Genomic DNA, 16,119 nt, shown 5'->3' on the forward strand with positions numbered 1-16,119 from the left:
GGGTGACGGGGCGTCAGCGGGGTTCCGGAACGCCGGGCGCGGCCGGGGCCGGCCCGCCGCCGCTCACACGTTCTTGCACGGCCGGATGTACAGGCGCTCGCCGGTCGCGGCGGCATCCTTCACGTACTGGCCGACGGTGTCGGCGTCGACGATCAGTCGGTCGGTGGCGACACCGGAGGCGTCGTCCAGTCGGAGGATCTCGAAACGCATGGGCCTCTCCCTTCCCGGCCGCCGGGGCGGCTGTGGCGGGCCGCCGACCACGGGGTCGGCGACCGGCTCCTGCTGGGTCTGTCGTCCGGCGGCTGCTGCTACCCGCATCGTCCCCCCTCGCGCGTCGGGCGGCCTGTGCTGCCGAGAGGCGACAGCGCCTCATGGATCCACAGTGCCGGAGTGCTGATTCCTGGCGGTTGCCCGTCCGTAAAGTCCCGGTTTCGTCGCATACCGCCGACGGGGGAAACAGGGGTGCAGGGGTGATGATTCCCGGACAGACTCAAATATTACCCGACCTAAAGAAATCTGTCCCGCGATTTTGCCGGGCAGGGCCGGGCGCGGGCAGGGCAGCAGGCCGGGCCGGCGAAGCGCGAGGGCCCCGTCCCGGCAGCGGGACGGGCCCTCCGGGCGCGGCGGGATCAGCCCCAGAAGGCGGCCAGGGCGGCGGCCGTCACGGCGGGCTGCTCGGCGTTGGGGGAGTGCCCGGCGTCCGGCACCACCACGTGCGGGGCCTCCAGCCGGCGGGCCATCGCGGCCTGCTCCTCCACCGGCCACGCGTAGTCGCGCACCCCCGAGACCACCTGTACCGGCAGCCGTACGGAGGCCAGCTCGGCGACCCGGTCCGGGGCGGCCACCAGGTGCTCGCCCATCGCGGTGAGCGCCTGCGGCACGTTCGCCACCCACCGGCGGTGCAGGAACTCCGCGATCTCCGGCAGCGGCGCCGGGCCCGCCCCGCTGCCCTCCTCCATCTGCTTCATGACCTGCCAGATCGCCTCCAGGTCCATCGCCGGGAGGGCGTCCAGCAGTAGCTTGGTCCGGGCCGCCTCGGCCGGGTCGATCGCCCCCGGGCCGGTGGCCAGCAGGGTCAGCGAGCGCCACGGCAGCGGCCCGCGGACGGCCAGCACGGCCTCGCGCGCCACCTGTCCGCCGAACGAGTGACCGAGCAGGTGCAGCGGCCCCCGGTCGACGAGCGCCGCCGACATCGCCAGGACGTCCTCGGCCAGCTCGCCGATCCGGTACGCCTCCGGGTCCGCCGGACCGCCGGTCTCGTACTGGCCGCGCTGGTCGACGGCGGCCACCCGGTACCCGGCCGCGGCCAGCGGCGCGAGCAGCCCGATGAAGTCCTCCTTGCTGCCGGTGAACCCGGGGACGAGCAGGGCCGTGCCCCGCACCGGCCCGTCCGGCTCGGCCAGCAGGGCGGCGAACCCGCCGCGCGCGGTGGCCAGGTGCAGCGCACGGGCGCAGCCGGGCAGGGTCAGGAACGGCGGGGTGCTCATCGCGGGGGGCTCCAGGCGGCGCGAGGGGATCGTGCTCCCGAGCTTAGGCCGTGCCTTGCGGATCTTGTCGGACCGTGCCGCGGCGTCCGGGTGCGTGCCCGGGCCCGGAAACGCCGGAGGGCGGGCCCGGGTCGTTGCGACCGGGCCCGCCCTCCGCGGGTGCTCAGCCCTCCTGGACGACCTCGGCGGTCGCGGTGGAGCGGCGGGTGCGGGTCCGGCGGCGCGGGGCGGCCTCGGCGTCCGCCGCCGCCTCGGGGGCGGTGGCGGCGGCCTCGGTGCCCTCGGCCGCGGCCTTGGCGCGGGTGCGCCGGCGCGGGGCCGGGGTGGTCGCCCTGGCCTCGGTGCCCTCGGTCTCCGCCGCGGGCTTGGCGGCCGCGGTGGAGCGGGTGCGGCGGCGCGGCGCCGGGATGGTCTCGGCGGCCGGCTCGGCCGCGGCCGGTGCCTCCGTGGTCTCGACCACCGCGGTGGCGGCCTCGGCGGCGCCGGCACTGCTGCGGGTGCGGCGGCGACGGCGCCGCGTGGCGGCCTCGCCGTCGCCCTCGGCCGGGGCCGCGGGGGCCTCGGCAGCGGTGTCCGCGGTGGCGGCCTCGGCCTCGGCGCTCGCCCCGCCGCGGGTGCGGCGGCGCTCACGGGTGCGGCGCGGGCGCTCGGCCGGCTCGGACTCGGCGGCCTGGCCGCGTCCGCCACGCCCGCCGCGGGTGCGGGCGCCGCGTCCGCCGGTCTCGCCGAGGTCCTCGACCTCCTCCGCGTCCAGGCCGGCGCGGGTGCGCTCGGAGCGCGGCAGGACGCCCTTGGTGCCGGGGGCGATGCGCAGCAGCTCGTACAGGTGGGCCGAGGTGGAGTAGGTCTCCTCCGGCTCGTTGAACGGCAGGTCCAGCGCCTTGTTGATCAGCTGCCAGCGCGGGATGTCGTCCCAGTCGACCAGGGTCACCGCGGTGCCGGAGGCGCCGGCGCGGCCGGTGCGGCCGATCCGGTGCAGGTAGGTCTTCTCGTCCTCGGGGCACTGGTAGTTGATGACGTGGGTGACGCCCTCGACGTCGATGCCGCGGGCGGCGACGTCGGTGCAGACCAGCACGTCGACCTTGCCGTTGCGGAAGGCCCGCAGGGCCTGCTCGCGGGCGCCCTGGCCGAGGTCGCCGTGGACGGCGCCGGCCGCGAAGCCGCGCTTGGTCAGCTGCTCGGAGACGTCGGCGGCGGTGCGCTTGGTGCGGCAGAAGATCATCGCCAGCCCGCGGCCCTCGGCCTGCAGGATGCGCGAGACCATCTCGACCTTGTCCAGCGAGTGGGCGCGGAAGATGTGCTGCTCGATGTTGGCGACGGTGGTGCCGGTGTCGTCCGGCGCGGCGGCGCGGATGTGCGTCGGCTGGCTCATGTACCGGCGGGCGAGGCTGATGACCTGGCCCGGCATGGTGGCCGAGAAGAGCAGGGTCTGCCGCTTGGCGGGCAGCATGGTGATGATCTTCTCGACGTCCGGCAGGAAGCCCAGGTCGAGCATCTCGTCGGCCTCGTCGAGGACCAGCGAGCGGACCTTGGACAGGTCGAGCTTGCGCTGGCCGGCCAGGTCGAGCAGGCGGCCCGGGGTGCCGACGACGATGTCGACGCCCTTCTTCAGCGCCTCGACCTGCGGCTCGTACGCGCGGCCGCCGTAGACCGCGAGGACGCGGACGTTGCGGACCTTGCCGGCCGTCTGCAGGTCGTTGGTGACCTGGGTGCACAGCTCGCGGGTCGGCACCACGATGAGCGCCTGCGGGCTGTCGGAGAGGTCGGCCTCGGTGGCGCGGCCGGCGTCCACGTCGGCGCGCACGACGACCCGCTCGATGAGCGGGAGGCCGAAGCCGAGGGTCTTGCCGGTGCCGGTCTTGGCCTGGCCGATGACGTCGTGGCCGGTCAGCGCGACCGGCAGGGTCATCTCCTGGATCGGGAAGGGGTGGACGATGCCGACGGACTCGAGGGCCTCGGCGGTCTCCGGAAGGATTCCCAGGTCCCGGAAGGTGGTCTTGGGGGTCTCGGTGGTGGACAGGGTGCTGCCTCTTCCATGTGGGGGGCCGAGAGCGAGGGAGGAGCAGCGGGCGACCCGCCGCGGTCAGGGGAGGAATGCCCCGTCACAGCTCGGGACGCACAACCGCGCCCGCCCCTGGTCGCCTGCCGGGTGGGCGCCCCGTCTCGGGGCGTCGTCGTCGGCGGCGTTGGGGAGGAATCCCGCGAGGGGCTTGCGCGGGACCTGCGCCGTGCGGCGCGGTCCGCGGCGGCCCTCGCTCGGCCACTGGTGCGGTGCCTGGGCCCGAAGCCCGGGCCAAGGTCGGAGCCGATCGGCTCTCCGACCGGGCATCCGCGTACGTGAGCGCCCGGTGAGGTGTCCGTGCTGAGCACGTCTGCGCGGCCTGCCACCGTTGGCGGGCCGCGCGATCACACCAGGCCTCACTACCACCATACAGGGGCGCGACCACTCGAACACGTGACGCGCCTTACTCCGTTCCCGGTGGGCCCGGCTAGGGTGGCGAGCCATGGAGTCACAGGAATCTGGCGATGTCACCTCGATCGGCGACTGGGCGTCCTGCGCGGCGGACCCGGGCTACCGGGCCGCGGTGCTCGACCTGCTCGGTGCGCTGGCGTACGGCGAGCTGAGCGCGTTCGAGCGGCTGGCGGAGGACGCGAAGTTCGCGCCCGGCCTGGTCGACAAGGCCGCGCTGGCCCGGATGGCGTCCGCGGAGTTCCAGCACTACCAGCAGCTGCACGACCGGCTGGCCGAGGTCGGGGCGGACCCGACCGAGGTGATGACCCCCTTCGTCGAGCCGCTGGAGGCCTTCCACCGGCTGACCGCCCCCTCGGACTGGCTGGAGGGCCTGGTCAAGGCGTACGTCGGCGACGCCATCGCCACCGACTTCTACCGCGAGGTGGCCGTCCGGCTGGACGACGACACCCGGGAGCTGGTGCTGCGGGTGATGGCCGACACCGGGCACGCGGAGTTCGCGGTGGAGCGCGTGCGGCAGGCGATCGAGGAGGACCCGCGGGTCGGCGGACGGCTGGCGCTGTGGGGCCGACGGCTGATGGGCGAGGCGCTCAGCCAGGCCCAGCGGGTGGTGGCCGAGCGCGACGCGCTGTCCAACCTGCTGGTCGGCGGTGCCCGCGTGGAGGGCTTCGACCTGGTCGAGGTCGGCAAGATGTTCACCCGCATCACCGAGGCCCACACCAAGCGGATGGCGGCCCTCGGCCTGGCGTCCTGAGGGGCGCCGTCGAAGCGATCGCGCCCCCGGGTGACCCGGTTGCCCGGGGCGCCCGGCGTGCGCCGCCTTCAGGCGTGGCGGTGGTGGCGGGCGCGGCGGGGGGCGGTGCGGTCGACGAGGTCGGGGCGGGCCAGGACGGAGACCAGCAGGGCCGAGCAGACCGCGCTGACCGCGAGGGAGGCGCCGGGCTCCTGTTCGGCCAGCACGTAGCGGGAGACCAGCCCGGAGAGCAGGGCCGCGATCACCGCGGTGGAGGCCGTCAGGGTGCGGGAGGCCGGGAAGTACTCGGGCAGCGCCAGCAGTACGCCGGCGCCGACGGACAGGCCGATGAGCGTGTAGGCGATCGTCTCCACCAGCACGGGCAACCTCCCGGGGTCGTGCAGTGCCTCGCCTCCGGCCATACCCCGGGCCGCCGGGTCGTACGCGCTCCGCCGGCGAACTCCCCCGCTCGGACCCGGGGCGGCCTGCACGAACGGCGGCGCCCCGCCCTCGGGAAGAGGGCGGGGCGCCGGTGGTCCTGCCGTCGGGCCCTGCGGGCCGGGCGGTTGCGGGCCTTGTTGTCTCAGAGCGTGCCGAAACCGACCTTGCGGATGGCCTGCTCGCCGATCTCCACGTACGCCAGGCGCTCCGCCGGGACGATGATGCGGCGGCCGTGCTCGTCGGCCAGCACCAGCAGCTTGGTGGTGCCCTCCAGCGCCTTGGCGATCGCACCCTCGACCTCGTCGGCAGTCTGCGGGCTCTCGAGAACGATCTCTCGGGGCGCGTTCTGCACGCCGATCTTGACCTCCACGGCTTCCGTCCCTCCGGGGTTGCAGCCATTCACGCGCGTTGTTCGAACGGGTGTCCGAGATTGCCGCGCCGTACGGCTTCACCTTAGAGCACGGGCCGGTCGGTGCGGCGAAGGTCGGCCGATCGCCGCCGGGCCGCCGCTACTCGCCGGAAGCCGGCTTCTCGCCCTCGCCGGGGTGCATCGGGAAGCCCTTGAGGCCGCGCCAGGCCAGGCTCGCCACCAGTCGGACGGCCTCCTCGCGCGGGATCTCCCGGCCCTGCGAGAGCCAGTAGCGCGCGGTGATCTGGGCCAGGCCGCAGACGCCGGCGGCCAGCAGCATGGACTCGGCCTCGGGGAGGTCGGTGTCCTCCTGGATGACCTTGCTGACCAGCGTCGCGCTCATGTCCGAGGCGCGCTCCACCCGCTCGCGGACGGCCGGCTCGTTGGTCAGGTCCGACTCGAAGACCAGCCGGAACGCGCCCGACTCGCTGGAGACGTAGTGGAAGTACGCCTCCATGGTGGCGGCCACGCGGTGCTTGTTGTCGGTGGTCGCCTCCAGCGCGGTGCGGGTCGCCTCGACGAGCGCGTCGCAGTGCTTGTCCAGCAGCGCCAGGTAGAGCTCGAGCTTGCCGGGGAAGTGCTGGTAGAGCACGGGCTTGCTCACGCCCGCGCGGTCGGCGATGTCGTCCATCGCGGCGGCGTGGTAACCCTGGGCGACGAACACCTCCTGCGCCGCTCCGAGCAGCTGTTCACGGCGAGCGCTTCGCGGCAGGCGGGCACCGCGCGGACGCTCCTGCGCCTCCTGGATGGCCGTCACGGCGGTCCTCACTTCACGATCTGGGCGTAGCCGACAGGGCCCGAGTCTACTTTTCGGTAACCCGATCTGCGCCTGGGAAAGCCGAGTAAAGCGTAGAAACGGGCTTGTCGGGAGCCCACAATACGACCCGCGTACGCCCCGTCCACAGGGTGAGACCCCGCCGGGGGCTGGGGAAACGACCCCCCGGATCACTACGATCGTGCTCCATGAGCGCTGATCAGCAGGTGCAGAGCGAGTCCGGGCCGTACCGCACGGTCGAGGTGCCGGGCGCGGTGCTCGCCGTCGGACCGAGCGTGCCCGCCGAGGCGGACGGCCTGCCGCCCGCGCTCTTCGTCCACGGCCTCGGCGGCTCCGCCGACAACTGGACCGACCTCATGGCCGAGCTCGCCGGCGAGGTGTCCGGCGAGGCGGTCGACCTGCCCGGCTTCGGCTGGTCCGCCCCGCCGCAGGACGGCAACCTCTCACTCTCCGGGCACGTCCGCGCGGTCATCGGCTACCTGGAGAAGTCCGGCCGCGGGCCCGTCCACCTGTTCGGCAACTCGCTGGGCGGCGCGGTCTCCGTGCGGCTCGCCGCGCTCCGCCCCGACCTGGTGCGCAGCCTCACCCTTATCTCGCCCGCCCTGCCCGAGCTGCCCCCGCAGGTCAGCGCCTGGCCGACCGCCGCCCTCGCCCTCCCCGGCGTGCCCGCCCTGCTGCGCCGCCGCGCCGCGGCCGGCGGCAAGAGCGCCGAGCAGGCCACCGAGGAGCTGCTGCGGCTGGTCTACGGCGACATCTCGGGCATCCCCGCCGAGCGCCGCGAGCGCGCGGTGGCCGAGTACCGGCGGCGGCTCGGCCTGCCGTACGCGCTGCAGGCCAGCATCGGCTCGGCCCGCGGCATCGTCTCCGCCTACACCGAGCGCGGCGACCAGGCGCTGTGGCGGCAGGCCGCGCACGTCCGGGCGCCCGTCCTGCTGGTGTACGGGCTGAAGGACAAGCTGGTCTCGTACCGCTCCGCGCGGCGCGCCTGTGCGGCCTTCCCCGACGCCCGCCTGCTGGTGCTGCCGGAGTCCGGGCACGTGGCGATGATGGAGCACCCCCGGCAGGTGGCCCGGGCCGTCCGCGAGCTGCTCGCCGAGGCCTGACCCGAGCGTGCCCCGGGCGCGGCCCATGCGGGCGCGCGCGAATCGACGGAACGCCCCGTACAACGCGCCGGGCGGCGGTAGGTCACGCCCTTTCACTCGATCAGGTGGCATGGCGGCGGGCGGCCGAAGAGTTCTCGGCGATCCGCTCTACCTTCGTGCTGTCAGACCGAACAGGTGTGGGAGAGCGGCAGCCGGCACCGGGCCCGAAGCGGCCCGGGCGACGGCTGCACCGCGGAGCCGTGCACCGCGGCCGCGGGGAGAGCGGCCGCGGCCGGGTGCCGCCGACTCTCCGAGCATTGGTGTCACTGGGTGATCAGGCTCCCTGTCTCGCCGTCGTCGAATCCCGATCCGTCGCACTGCTCCGGAGGTCGTCGTGCGCATTGCTCTGCTCACCGAGGGCACCCATACCGTCGCACAGCGTGCAGGGGGCGGCTGGTGCGGCCGACTCGCCGGCGCGCTGGCCGAGCACGAGTTCCAGCTCTACCTGCTCGGCACCGGCGGCGGCCCCGAGTACGCCGGGCCGCCGCCGCGCGGGCTCGCCGCCGTCCACGAGCTCCCGATATGGGGCCGCCGTCCGGCCGGCAGACGTCCCGCCGCACACCGCCGCCGTTCCTACGCCGCCGCGTACGAGGAGCTCGTCCGCTCCCTCGTCCGCCCCGCCGACCGGGCCGGCTTCGGCCCCGCGCTGTACCGCCTGGCCGAGCTCGCCGCCGAGGACGGCGCGCTGCCCGCCTTCCTGGCCTCCGGCCAGGCCCACCGCACCCTGGAGCGCGTCTGGCGCGCACCCGGTGCCGAGACCGCCGCCGGCCAGCCGCTCGTCCGGGACGTCCTGGTCGCCGGCGACCTGCTGGAGCAACTGCTCCGACCGCTCTCCGCCCCCTGGTACGGCACCGGCCCCACCGGCCTCGGCTCCGCGGACCTCTGCCACGTCGCCGGGGGCGGGCCCGCCGCGCTGCCGGCCCTGGTCGCCAAGCACCTGCACGGCGTGCCCTTCGTCCTCACCGAGCACGGCCTGCACCTGCGCGAGCAGTACCGCGGCTACCGCACCGCGCCCTACCGCTGGCCGGTCCGCGCCCTGCTGCTGGCCTTCTTCCGGCAGCTCACCGCCGAGACCTACCGGCAGGCCGCGGTGCTCACCCCCGGCAGCGCGTACGACCGCCGCTGGCAGGAGCGCTGCGGGGCCGACCCGGCGCGGATCCGGGTCGTGCACGAGTCCACCCCGGCGGCGTCCCGGGAGCCCGCCGGGCCCGAGCCCGAGCGCCCCACCCTGGTCTGGGCCGGCGCGCTGGAGCCCGGCCGCGACCCGGAGCTGATGCTGCACGCCTTCGCCCGGGTGCGCACCGAGCTGCCCACCGCCCGGCTCCGGATGTACGGCGAGGAGGCCGCCCCCGGGTACCTCGCGCACTGCCGGGCCATCGCCCGCAAGCTCGGCATCGAACCGGCCGTGGACTTCGCCGGCCGCCCGCCCGCCACCGCGGACGCCTGGGCGGCGGGCACCGCCGTGGTCTTCACCGCCCTCGCCCAGCGCAGCCCCCGGCTGCTCGCCGACGCGATGCTCAGCGGCCGCGCCGTGATCGCCACCGAGGTCGGGGTCGCCCCCGAGGTGCTCGGCCCGGCCGGGCTGCTCGTCCCGCCGCGCAGCCCGCGGGCCCTCGCCGACGCCTGCCTCGCCCTGCTCACCGACGAGGAGCGGCGCGCCCGGCTCGGGCTGGCCGGACGGCTGCGCGCCCAGGAGCGCTTCGCCCTGGAGCCGGAGGCCGCCGCCTTCCGCGAGGTCTACCTGGAACTGGTCTCCCGCTGGCCGGCCTTCCCCGCGGCGGCCGCGCGGATGCAGCCCTTCGCCCGCCCCGCCGAGTACTGGGTGGCCGGAGCGCCGGTCACCGTCGAAGCGCCGCGCACCCCGGCCCCCGGCAGCGCCCCCGCGTCGGAGGCCGCCACGGAGGCCGACCCGTCGCCGGACGGCGGCCGGGCCGCGCCCGGGGCGCTGGCGGAGGCGCTCTGATGGCCCGCACCGGCCGCCCGCCCGCACCGCCGGACACGCCCTCCGGGGACCCGGTCCGCGCCCTGATGGCGGACCACAGGCGGCTGTGCGAACAGGCCGTCGACCCGCTCGACATCGCCGCCGGGCTGGAGGACGCCGGCTTCTCCGACGCCACCGCGGCCCGCTACCGGCACGCCGACGTCTTCGCCCTGGCCGAGGAGCTGTACGCCCGGGTGGACCGCCGCCCGTCCGCGCCGGCTCCGGCGGTCCCCGCCGCGCCCTGGCCCGCCGAGGCCTGCCGTGCGCTCGCCACCGCGGCCCTGCACCTCCCGGCGGCCGGCCTGCTGGCCGCCGTCCCGTGGCTGGCCGAGGTGGTCGGCCCGGTCGCGGCCGTCCCGGTGGCGCTGCTCGCGGTGGGCTGGCTCAGCCTGGCCGCACCGGCCCGCGGCCCGTCCGCCCGGGCGGGCTACGGTTTCGGCGCAGGCCTGCTGATGGCCGCCGCGGCGACGGGCGGTCCCGGGCCCGCCGCCGTGCTCGCGCTGGCCGCCGGCGCCGCGGACTTCGCCTCCCGGCGGCTGCGCGCCGCCGGCCGCAGGCACCTGGCCTCGGCGAAGACCGAGGCCGAGTTCCGCTCCCGGATGAGGGCGCTGCTGCCGTGTGCGGCCGCCGCCCAGCTCGCCGCGGCCGGCGCGGCCTCCGTACTGCTGCCCGCCGATGCGGGCACGGGTGCGGCGGCCGGGGCGGTGCCGGCCCTGCTCGCGGTGCTGCTGCTGCTCGCCGCGGTGCTGCTGCGCTGCGGCCGGACGGCGGCCGCGCTGGCCGGGCCCGCCGCGGCCGGGGCCGCGCTGGCGCTGCTGCCGGCCGGGGCGGCGCCCTGGGCCTGCGCCGCGGCGGTCGCCGCGGTGGCGCCGCACACCTGGCTCGCCCTGGGCAGCCCGCGCTCCTACCGGGCCTGGCTCGCCGGCGGCCCGCCGGAGGACTGACCGGCCCGGGCCGGCTCCGCATTCCGTACCGCATCCGTAGTCACGCCCGGCCGCATGCGGCCGGGCCTCGTGGAAGGACACCCCCGATGAGGGTGCTGCTGCTGGGCGCCGACGGCTTCATCGGCCGCCGGGTCGCCGACCGTCTGCTCGCCGAGCCCGACCTCCAGGTCACCGTGCTCGGCCGGCGGGACTCGGCCGACATCCGCTTCGACCTGACGGCGGGCAGCCCCGGCGCGCTGTCCCGGTTCCTGGACGCGGTGGCTCCGCAGGTGGTGATCAATTGCGCGGGCGCCACCTACGGCAGCTCGCGGACGCTGATCCGTTCCAACACCCTGGCCGTGGCCACCGTCTGCGAGGCGATCCGGCGCAGCAGGGAGCCCGCCCGGCTGGTGCACATCGGCTCCGCCGCCGAGTACGGGCCCATGCAGCCCGGTGCGCCGATCGGCGAGGGCACCGAGCCGCGGCCGGTCGGCCCGTACGGGGTGTCCAAGCTGGCCGGCACCGAGCTGGTGCTGGCCTCCGGGCTGGACGCCGCGGTGCTGCGGGTCTTCGACGTGGTCGGGCCGGGCGCGCCGCCGGCCTCGCTGTTCGGCAGGCTGGCGGACGGCCTGCGCCGGGCGCTGGTCCACGACGAGCTGCAGGTGCGGATGCCGGACCTGTCCGGATACCGGGATTTCGTCGACGTCCGGGACGTCGCCCGGGCCGTCCAGGCGGCCGCGGTCTCGGCGGCCACCGGGGTGATCAACATCGGCAGCGGGCACGCGGTGCGCGCCCGGGACGCGGCCCACCTCCTGGTCCGGGCCTCGGGTTTCGAGGGGATCGTGGCGGAGGACGGGCGCCCGGCACTGCTGCCGAGCCAGGGCGGCGAGCACCACCGGGCGGGCGAGCCGCGGCCGCTGCCCGAGCCCGTCCCGTGGCGCCAGGCGGACGTCCGGACCGCGCGCGACCGTCTCGGATGGCGGACGCAGGTGCCGCTGGAGGAGTCCCTGGGCGATGTCTGGCTGGAAACCGCCTGCCGGGTGTGACCCCGCTGCTGAGCCCCCGTACGCCCGTGACCAGCGGCATCGCGGGAATGGCCGACATCTCGGTATCCGATGTCGGCCATCTCACATATCGGACCCGCTGTCTCGGAATACCGGCGGCACGTGACACTGTTGGCCTAGCAAAAGACCTACCGAACTGACGACCATCGGAGTCCCCGTGTCGCTGCCACCCCTGGTCGAGCCGGCCGCCGAGCTCACCGTCGACGAGGTCCGCCGGTACTCCCGCCACCTGATCATCCCCGACGTGGGGATGGCCGGGCAGAAGCGGCTGAAGAACGCGAAGGTGCTCTGTGTCGGCGCCGGAGGCCTGGGTTCACCTGCGCTGATGTACCTGGCCGCGGCGGGCGTCGGCACGCTCGGCATCGTCGAGTTCGACACGGTGGACGAGTCGAACCTGCAGCGTCAGATCATCCACGGCCAGTCCGACGTGGGCCGCTCCAAGGCCGAGTCCGCGCGCGACTCGGTGAAGGAGATCAACCCGTACGTCGACGTGGTCCTCCACGAGGACCGGCTCGACAACTCCAACGTCATGGAGATCTTCTCCGGCTACGACCTGATCGTGGACGGCACCGACAACTTCGCCACCCGCTACCTGGTGAACGACGCCGCGGTGCTGCTCGGCAAGCCGTACGTCTGGGGCTCCATCTACCGCTTCGACGGCCAGGCCAGCGTGTTCTGGGCCGAGCACGGCCCCTGCTACCGCTGCCTCTACCCGGAGGCCCCGCCGCCGGGCATGGTCCCCTCCTGCGCCGAGGGCGGCGTGCTGGGCGTGCTGTGCGCCTCGATCGGCTCGATCCAGGTCACCGAGGCCATCAAGCTGCTGGCCGGCGTCGGCGAGCCGCTGGTCGGCCGACTGATGATCTACGACGCCCTGGAGATGCAGTACCGCTCGGTCAAGGTCCGCAAGGACCCGAACTGCGCGCTCTGCGGCGACAACCCGACCGTCACCGAGCTGATCGACTACGAGGCCTTCTGCGGCGTCGTGTCGGAGGAGGCCCAGGCCGCCGCCGCGGGCTCCACCATCACCTCCAAGCAGCTCAAGCAGTGGCTGGACGACGAGGAGGACATCTTCCTGGTCGACGTCCGCGAGCCGAACGAGTACGAGATCGTCAGCATCCCCGGTGCCACGCTCATCCCCAAGGGCGAGTTCCTGATGGGCAGCGCGCTGGAGAAGATGCCGCAGGACAAGAAGATCGTGCTGCACTGCAAGACGGGCGTCCGCTCGGCCGAGGTGCTGGCCGTCCTCAAGTCGGCGGGCTTCGCCGACGCCGTCCACCTGGGCGGCGGCGTGATCGGCTGGGTCAACCAGATCGAGCCCGAGAAGCCGGTCTACTAGTCGCGGACGACGGCGAACGGCCGCGAACGACGAAGGGCCCGCCCGGCAGCAGCCGGGCGGGCCCTTCCGCATGGGGGCGGGGTTCAGAGGGCGCCCTTGCGCTGCAGCACGTTGTAGGAGATCCAGCCCGGCAGCACCGGCAGCCAGAAGGTCAGCAGGCGGTAGAGGAAGACCGCCGGGGTCGCGGCGGACGGCGGCACGTTGCCGACCGTCAGTGCACCGATCAGGGCGATCTCGACCGGGCCGATGCCGCCCGGGGTGGGGATCGCCGAACCGGCCGCGTTCGCGGTCAGGAAGACCACGGCCACCGCCGAGTAGCTCATCTCGCCGCCGAAGGCCCGCACCGAGGCGTACAGGCAGGCGGTGAAGGAGAGCGTCAGCAGCAGGATGCCGCCGAAGCCGGTGATCAGTTTGGACGGCGTCTGCATCAGGTCGAGCATCCGCGGCACCACGCCGAAGAACAGCGAGCGCACCCGGGTCACCACGAAGCGGCGCAGCGGCGCCACGGCCGCCACCACCAGGGCGAGCACCGCCGCCGACAGCACGCCGATGATCACCGCGCGGGAGGCGCCGAGGTCGCCGTTCTTCTGCGACCCGGTGATCAGGCCGAAGCTGAACAGCAGCAGCAGGTGCCCGCCGAGGCCGGCCAGCTGCGAGGCGCCGACGCTGGCGACGGCCTGGCCGGAACGGATGCCCGCCTTCTGCAGGTAGCGGGTGTTCAGCGCGATGCCGCCGATCGCGGCGGGCGCGACCAGCTTCACGAAGGAGCCGGCGAGCTGCGCGGCGACCGTCCGGCCGAACGGCAGCCTCTCCGGGACGAAGCCGGTGAGGCTCATCGCCGCGGCGCCGTAGGTGGCGGCCGCGGCCGCCAGCGCGAGGGCGGCCCAGCCCCAGTCCATCTGGGAGAGCTTGAGCTGGCCGGGCTGGATGGTGGTCAGTGCCAGGTACGCCGCGAAGGTCAGCGCAATGACCATGATCAGCGTCTTCGGCTTGAGCCGCTCCAGCTTGGCCGGGGCGATCGGCGCCTCCGGGGCGATCTGCAGGATCTGCCGCCGGATGCGGCTCAGCAGGTCCTCGCCGGCCGCGGCGATGTCCTCCTCGGCCTGCTCCTGGGTGCGCTCGCCCGCGGCGACCTGCTCCAGCGCCAGCGCCTGCGCGGCGGCCTTCCGCTCCTTGGTCATCCGCTGCAGGTCGATCCGGGTCGACCGGCTCAGGCCGACCGGCTGCAGCAGCGGCAGCGCGGAGGCGACCCGGTCGGCGCCCAGCACCCGGTTGGCGACCGTCACCGACCGCTCCGGGCCGACCCGCAGCGCGAAGGTGGTGAGCAGCTGGGCGACGTCGATGCGCAGGGTCAGGTCGCCGGCCGCGATGTCGCCGCCGGAGAGGTTCACCAGGCAGCCGGTCTTCTCGTCGACCACCAGCAGCGACTCGCCGGTCAGCCGGCGGTGTGCGATCCGGCGCTCGTGCAGGGCGGCGACCGACTCCCACAGCGAGACCATCACGTCGTCGGTGATCTCGTCGTCGGCCAGCTCGTCGAGGATCCGGCCGGCGACGTTCTCGTACACCAGGATCGCGGCGTCCGGGCCCAGCTCGGAGGTGGCCACCAGCTGCGGGGCGAGTGCCCCCGAAGCGGCCGCCGCGTACGCGATCAGCGCCTCCTGCTCCAGCGCCTGGCGCAGCGACTGCGGGCTGCGCCGTACGGCCACCGAGCGCAGCCTTATCCGCCGCCACGCCCGGTAGAAGAAGCCGGAGGCCTGCTGCTCGCGGTCGATGATGTGGACGTCCAGCAGCGGGCCGTCCTGCTGGGTCACCAGGTAGCGGCGGGTCTCGCCGGGGGCGTCGGGCGCGCGGTGCGCGCCGGAGGGGGTGAAGCCCACCTTGCGCAGCCCGATCAACAGGTGCTTGCCGGTCGGCCGGATGTTGGGCGAGCCGATCGCGTACAGCGTGCCGTACGCCACCGACCAGCCGATCAGCACGGTGAGCAGCAGCGACAGCGGCGTGGTGTAGCCGCTGATCAGCTCGGTGGCACCGCTGAGGAAGACCACCACCCACAGCGCCACCCGCCAGCGCGGGCGGCTCGACATGCCGACCGCCGTCATGTAGGCGATCACCGGGGCCAGATAGCCGTGCACCGGGTCGGTGAGCGTGTCACTGCCGCCCGGCGGGAACTGGGTCAGCGCGTCCCGGACGGCCGGCGGCGCCCCGGCCGCCACCCACCAGTCGACGCCCAGTGAGACTCCGTAGGCGAGCACCGAGGCGAGCACGCCGTCGGCGACCCGCAGGCCGTCCCGCTTGATCAGCCGCTCCACCGCGAAGGCCAGCGGCACCGCCAGCACCGCCACGCTGGAGGCCAGCGCGGCGATGGTGCTGAACACGCCGGGCACCTTGTCGGCGTTGGAGGAGATGTCGGTCTCGATACCGGTGGTGGTCGACACGGCGACCTGCGCCAGCACGAACACCGCGATGATCCCGAGCACGCCCGCCAGGAAGCGCAGCAGGTCCGACGGCCGGTGGGCGCGGGCGGCGAGCAGCGGCTCGTCCACGGCCAGGTGCTCGCCGGTCGGCTCCTCGGCCGGCAGGTCGCCCATCGCGTCATGGCCGTGCTGCAGGTGCCCGTGCTGCGGGTGCCCGTCCTGCGCGTGCCCGTCCTTGCCCGGCGCGTGCCGCTGCGGGGAGACTGTCGGCGGTTCGGGTTCGGGGCCCGCAGACCGGTCGGTGGCGGACTCGTCGGAGCCCTTGTCCACGTTCACGTCTGCCGTCCCGGTCATCTGGTCTTGTCCTCGTATCACCCACGTTCTGCCCCGAAGATGCTGCCATGCCGCGGCTCCTCGTGTGGGACAGGGGCCTGATCGGGCGCGGCGGATCGCCCGCACGGGGCCCAGGAATCGACCGGATGGGGAGAAATGCCGCACCAGACCGACGGACCCGGCGGGGACGTCCTGCCGCCCTTCGCCGAAGCCGTGCTCGACCTCACCGAGCGCATCCCGCCCGGCCGGGTCATGACGTACGGGGACATCGCCGAGTACCTCGGGCAGGGCGGCCCGCGCCAAGTGGGCCGGGTCATGTCACTGTACGGCGGCGGAGTGCCCTGGTGGCGGGTCATCCGCTCGGACGGCCGCCCGCTGCCGGGCCACGAGCACCGCGCCCTCCCCGAGTACCGCGCCGAGGGCACCCCGCTGCGCACCGTCGGCGGCGAACCCCGCGTCGACCTGAGGCGGGCCCGCTGGGACGGCAGCTGACCGCCCGCCGGACCGGATTCCCGGAAGGGGTGCGCGGGACGGGGCTGTCGGTGCAGGATCGTAGGCTCGGTGCGGACGCCTCCACCCCCGGTGCGCCCGCCCGACACCCCTGCCCGACA

At 74.8% G+C, this 16,119-nt stretch carries 14 protein-coding genes; 7 read left to right on the forward strand and 7 right to left on the reverse strand.

What is annotated here, in order from left to right; all coding sequences use genetic code 11:
• Window positions 1–63: 63 nt before the first annotated feature.
• From ACQ614_RS22255 to ACQ614_RS22265, 3 genes are all read right to left on the reverse strand, one after another.
• Entirely contained in the window at window positions 64–210 is a 147-nt protein-coding gene (locus ACQ614_RS22255) for a hypothetical protein (RefSeq protein ID WP_095873289.1), read from the reverse strand.
• A gap of 419 nt (window positions 211–629) precedes the next feature.
• Complete coding sequence (locus ACQ614_RS22260; protein WP_431680312.1) at window positions 630–1,487, reverse strand: alpha/beta fold hydrolase; 858 nt, start codon at window positions 1,485–1,487, stop codon at window positions 630–632.
• Window positions 1,488–1,650: 163 nt separating this feature from the next.
• Window positions 1,651–3,396, reverse strand: a complete 1,746-nt coding sequence (locus ACQ614_RS22265) for a DEAD/DEAH box helicase (RefSeq protein ID WP_431680314.1) — start codon at window positions 3,394–3,396, stop codon at window positions 1,651–1,653.
• Window positions 3,397–3,991: 595 nt separating this feature from the next.
• On the opposite strand from ACQ614_RS22265, the gene ACQ614_RS22270 reads away from it, so the two are divergent.
• On the forward strand, window positions 3,992–4,711 hold the full coding sequence (locus ACQ614_RS22270) for a ferritin-like fold-containing protein (protein ID WP_363490567.1): 720 nt from the start codon (window positions 3,992–3,994) through the stop codon (window positions 4,709–4,711).
• A gap of 68 nt (window positions 4,712–4,779) precedes the next feature.
• On the opposite strand, the gene ACQ614_RS22275 is transcribed toward ACQ614_RS22270, so the two are convergent.
• The 3 genes from ACQ614_RS22275 to ACQ614_RS22285 all read right to left on the reverse strand — a co-directional run bounded on the left by ACQ614_RS22275 (window position 4,780) and on the right by ACQ614_RS22285 (window position 6,297).
• Entirely contained in the window at window positions 4,780–5,070 is a 291-nt protein-coding gene (locus ACQ614_RS22275) for a hypothetical protein (protein ID WP_431680315.1), read from the reverse strand.
• Between the two features lie 203 nt (window positions 5,071–5,273).
• Window positions 5,274–5,501, reverse strand: coding sequence for a DUF3107 domain-containing protein (locus ACQ614_RS22280; protein WP_431680317.1), 228 nt, complete (start codon window positions 5,499–5,501; stop codon window positions 5,274–5,276).
• Window positions 5,502–5,640: 139 nt separating this feature from the next.
• Window positions 5,641–6,297 carry a TetR/AcrR family transcriptional regulator gene (locus ACQ614_RS22285; protein WP_363490573.1) on the reverse strand — a complete coding sequence of 219 codons (657 nt, stop codon included), beginning with the start codon at window positions 6,295–6,297 and terminating at the stop codon, window positions 5,641–5,643.
• 206 nt (window positions 6,298–6,503) lie between these two features.
• Here ACQ614_RS22285 and ACQ614_RS22290 point away from each other — a divergent pair, with 206 nt between their 5' ends.
• The 5 genes from ACQ614_RS22290 to moeZ all read left to right on the forward strand — a co-directional run bounded on the left by ACQ614_RS22290 (window position 6,504) and on the right by moeZ (window position 12,761).
• Window positions 6,504–7,418 (forward strand): alpha/beta fold hydrolase, encoded by a 915-nt coding sequence (locus ACQ614_RS22290; protein ID WP_431680318.1) that lies wholly within the window; start codon window positions 6,504–6,506, stop codon window positions 7,416–7,418.
• Between the two features lie 373 nt (window positions 7,419–7,791).
• Entirely contained in the window at window positions 7,792–9,420 is a 1,629-nt protein-coding gene (locus tag ACQ614_RS22295; protein ID WP_431680320.1) for a DUF3492 domain-containing protein, read from the forward strand.
• Window positions 9,420–10,382, forward strand: a complete 963-nt coding sequence (locus ACQ614_RS22300; RefSeq protein WP_431680321.1) for a hypothetical protein — start codon at window positions 9,420–9,422, stop codon at window positions 10,380–10,382. Before ACQ614_RS22295 ends, ACQ614_RS22300 begins: the two co-directional genes overlap by 1 nt.
• Window positions 10,383–10,468: 86 nt before the next feature.
• On the forward strand, window positions 10,469–11,407 hold the full coding sequence (locus ACQ614_RS22305) for an NAD-dependent epimerase/dehydratase family protein (protein WP_431680323.1): 939 nt from the start codon (window positions 10,469–10,471) through the stop codon (window positions 11,405–11,407).
• A gap of 175 nt (window positions 11,408–11,582) precedes the next feature.
• Window positions 11,583–12,761, forward strand: coding sequence for an adenylyltransferase/sulfurtransferase MoeZ (gene moeZ, locus ACQ614_RS22310; protein ID WP_431680324.1), 1,179 nt, complete (start codon window positions 11,583–11,585; stop codon window positions 12,759–12,761).
• An 83-nt stretch (window positions 12,762–12,844) separates the two neighbouring features.
• On the opposite strand, the gene ACQ614_RS22315 is transcribed toward moeZ, so the two are convergent.
• A complete protein-coding gene (locus ACQ614_RS22315) occupies window positions 12,845–15,529 on the reverse strand; it encodes a flippase-like domain-containing protein (RefSeq protein WP_431680326.1) in 2,685 nt (894 codons plus the stop codon).
• A 135-nt stretch (window positions 15,530–15,664) separates the two neighbouring features.
• Between ACQ614_RS22315 and ACQ614_RS22320 the strand changes: the two genes are divergently transcribed.
• The gene (locus tag ACQ614_RS22320; protein ID WP_431680328.1) at window positions 15,665–16,000 is read left to right on the forward strand and encodes an MGMT family protein; all 336 of its coding nucleotides are present in this window, start codon (window positions 15,665–15,667) and stop codon (window positions 15,998–16,000) included.
• Window positions 16,001–16,119 lie beyond the last annotated feature (119 nt).

Origin of the sequence: Kitasatospora dryopteridis, from assembly GCF_050749075.1 — a bacterium.
Lineage (GTDB): Bacteria > Actinomycetota > Actinomycetes > Streptomycetales > Streptomycetaceae > Kitasatospora.

What these genes read in the sequence shown, in the direction of transcription:
- ACQ614_RS22265 (WP_431680314.1), bottom strand. Translation starts at nt 3,396, where the DNA reads ATGACCCTGCCGGTCGCGCTGACCGGCCACGACGTCATCGGCCAGGCC.
- ACQ614_RS22260 (WP_431680312.1), bottom strand. Translation starts at nt 1,487, where the DNA reads ATGAGCACCCCGCCGTTCCTGACCCTGCCCGGCTGCGCCCGTGCGCTG.
- ACQ614_RS22300 (WP_431680321.1), top strand. Translation starts at nt 9,420, where the DNA reads ATGGCCCGCACCGGCCGCCCGCCCGCACCGCCGGACACGCCCTCCGGG.
- ACQ614_RS22255 (WP_095873289.1), bottom strand. Translation starts at nt 210, where the DNA reads ATGCGTTTCGAGATCCTCCGACTGGACGACGCCTCCGGTGTCGCCACC.
- ACQ614_RS22320 (WP_431680328.1), top strand. Translation starts at nt 15,665, where the DNA reads ATGCCGCACCAGACCGACGGACCCGGCGGGGACGTCCTGCCGCCCTTC.
- ACQ614_RS22270 (WP_363490567.1), top strand. Translation starts at nt 3,992, where the DNA reads ATGGAGTCACAGGAATCTGGCGATGTCACCTCGATCGGCGACTGGGCG.
- ACQ614_RS22290 (WP_431680318.1), top strand. Translation starts at nt 6,504, where the DNA reads ATGAGCGCTGATCAGCAGGTGCAGAGCGAGTCCGGGCCGTACCGCACG.
- ACQ614_RS22305 (WP_431680323.1), top strand. Translation starts at nt 10,469, where the DNA reads ATGAGGGTGCTGCTGCTGGGCGCCGACGGCTTCATCGGCCGCCGGGTC.
- ACQ614_RS22315 (WP_431680326.1), bottom strand. Translation starts at nt 15,529, where the DNA reads ATGACCGGGACGGCAGACGTGAACGTGGACAAGGGCTCCGACGAGTCC.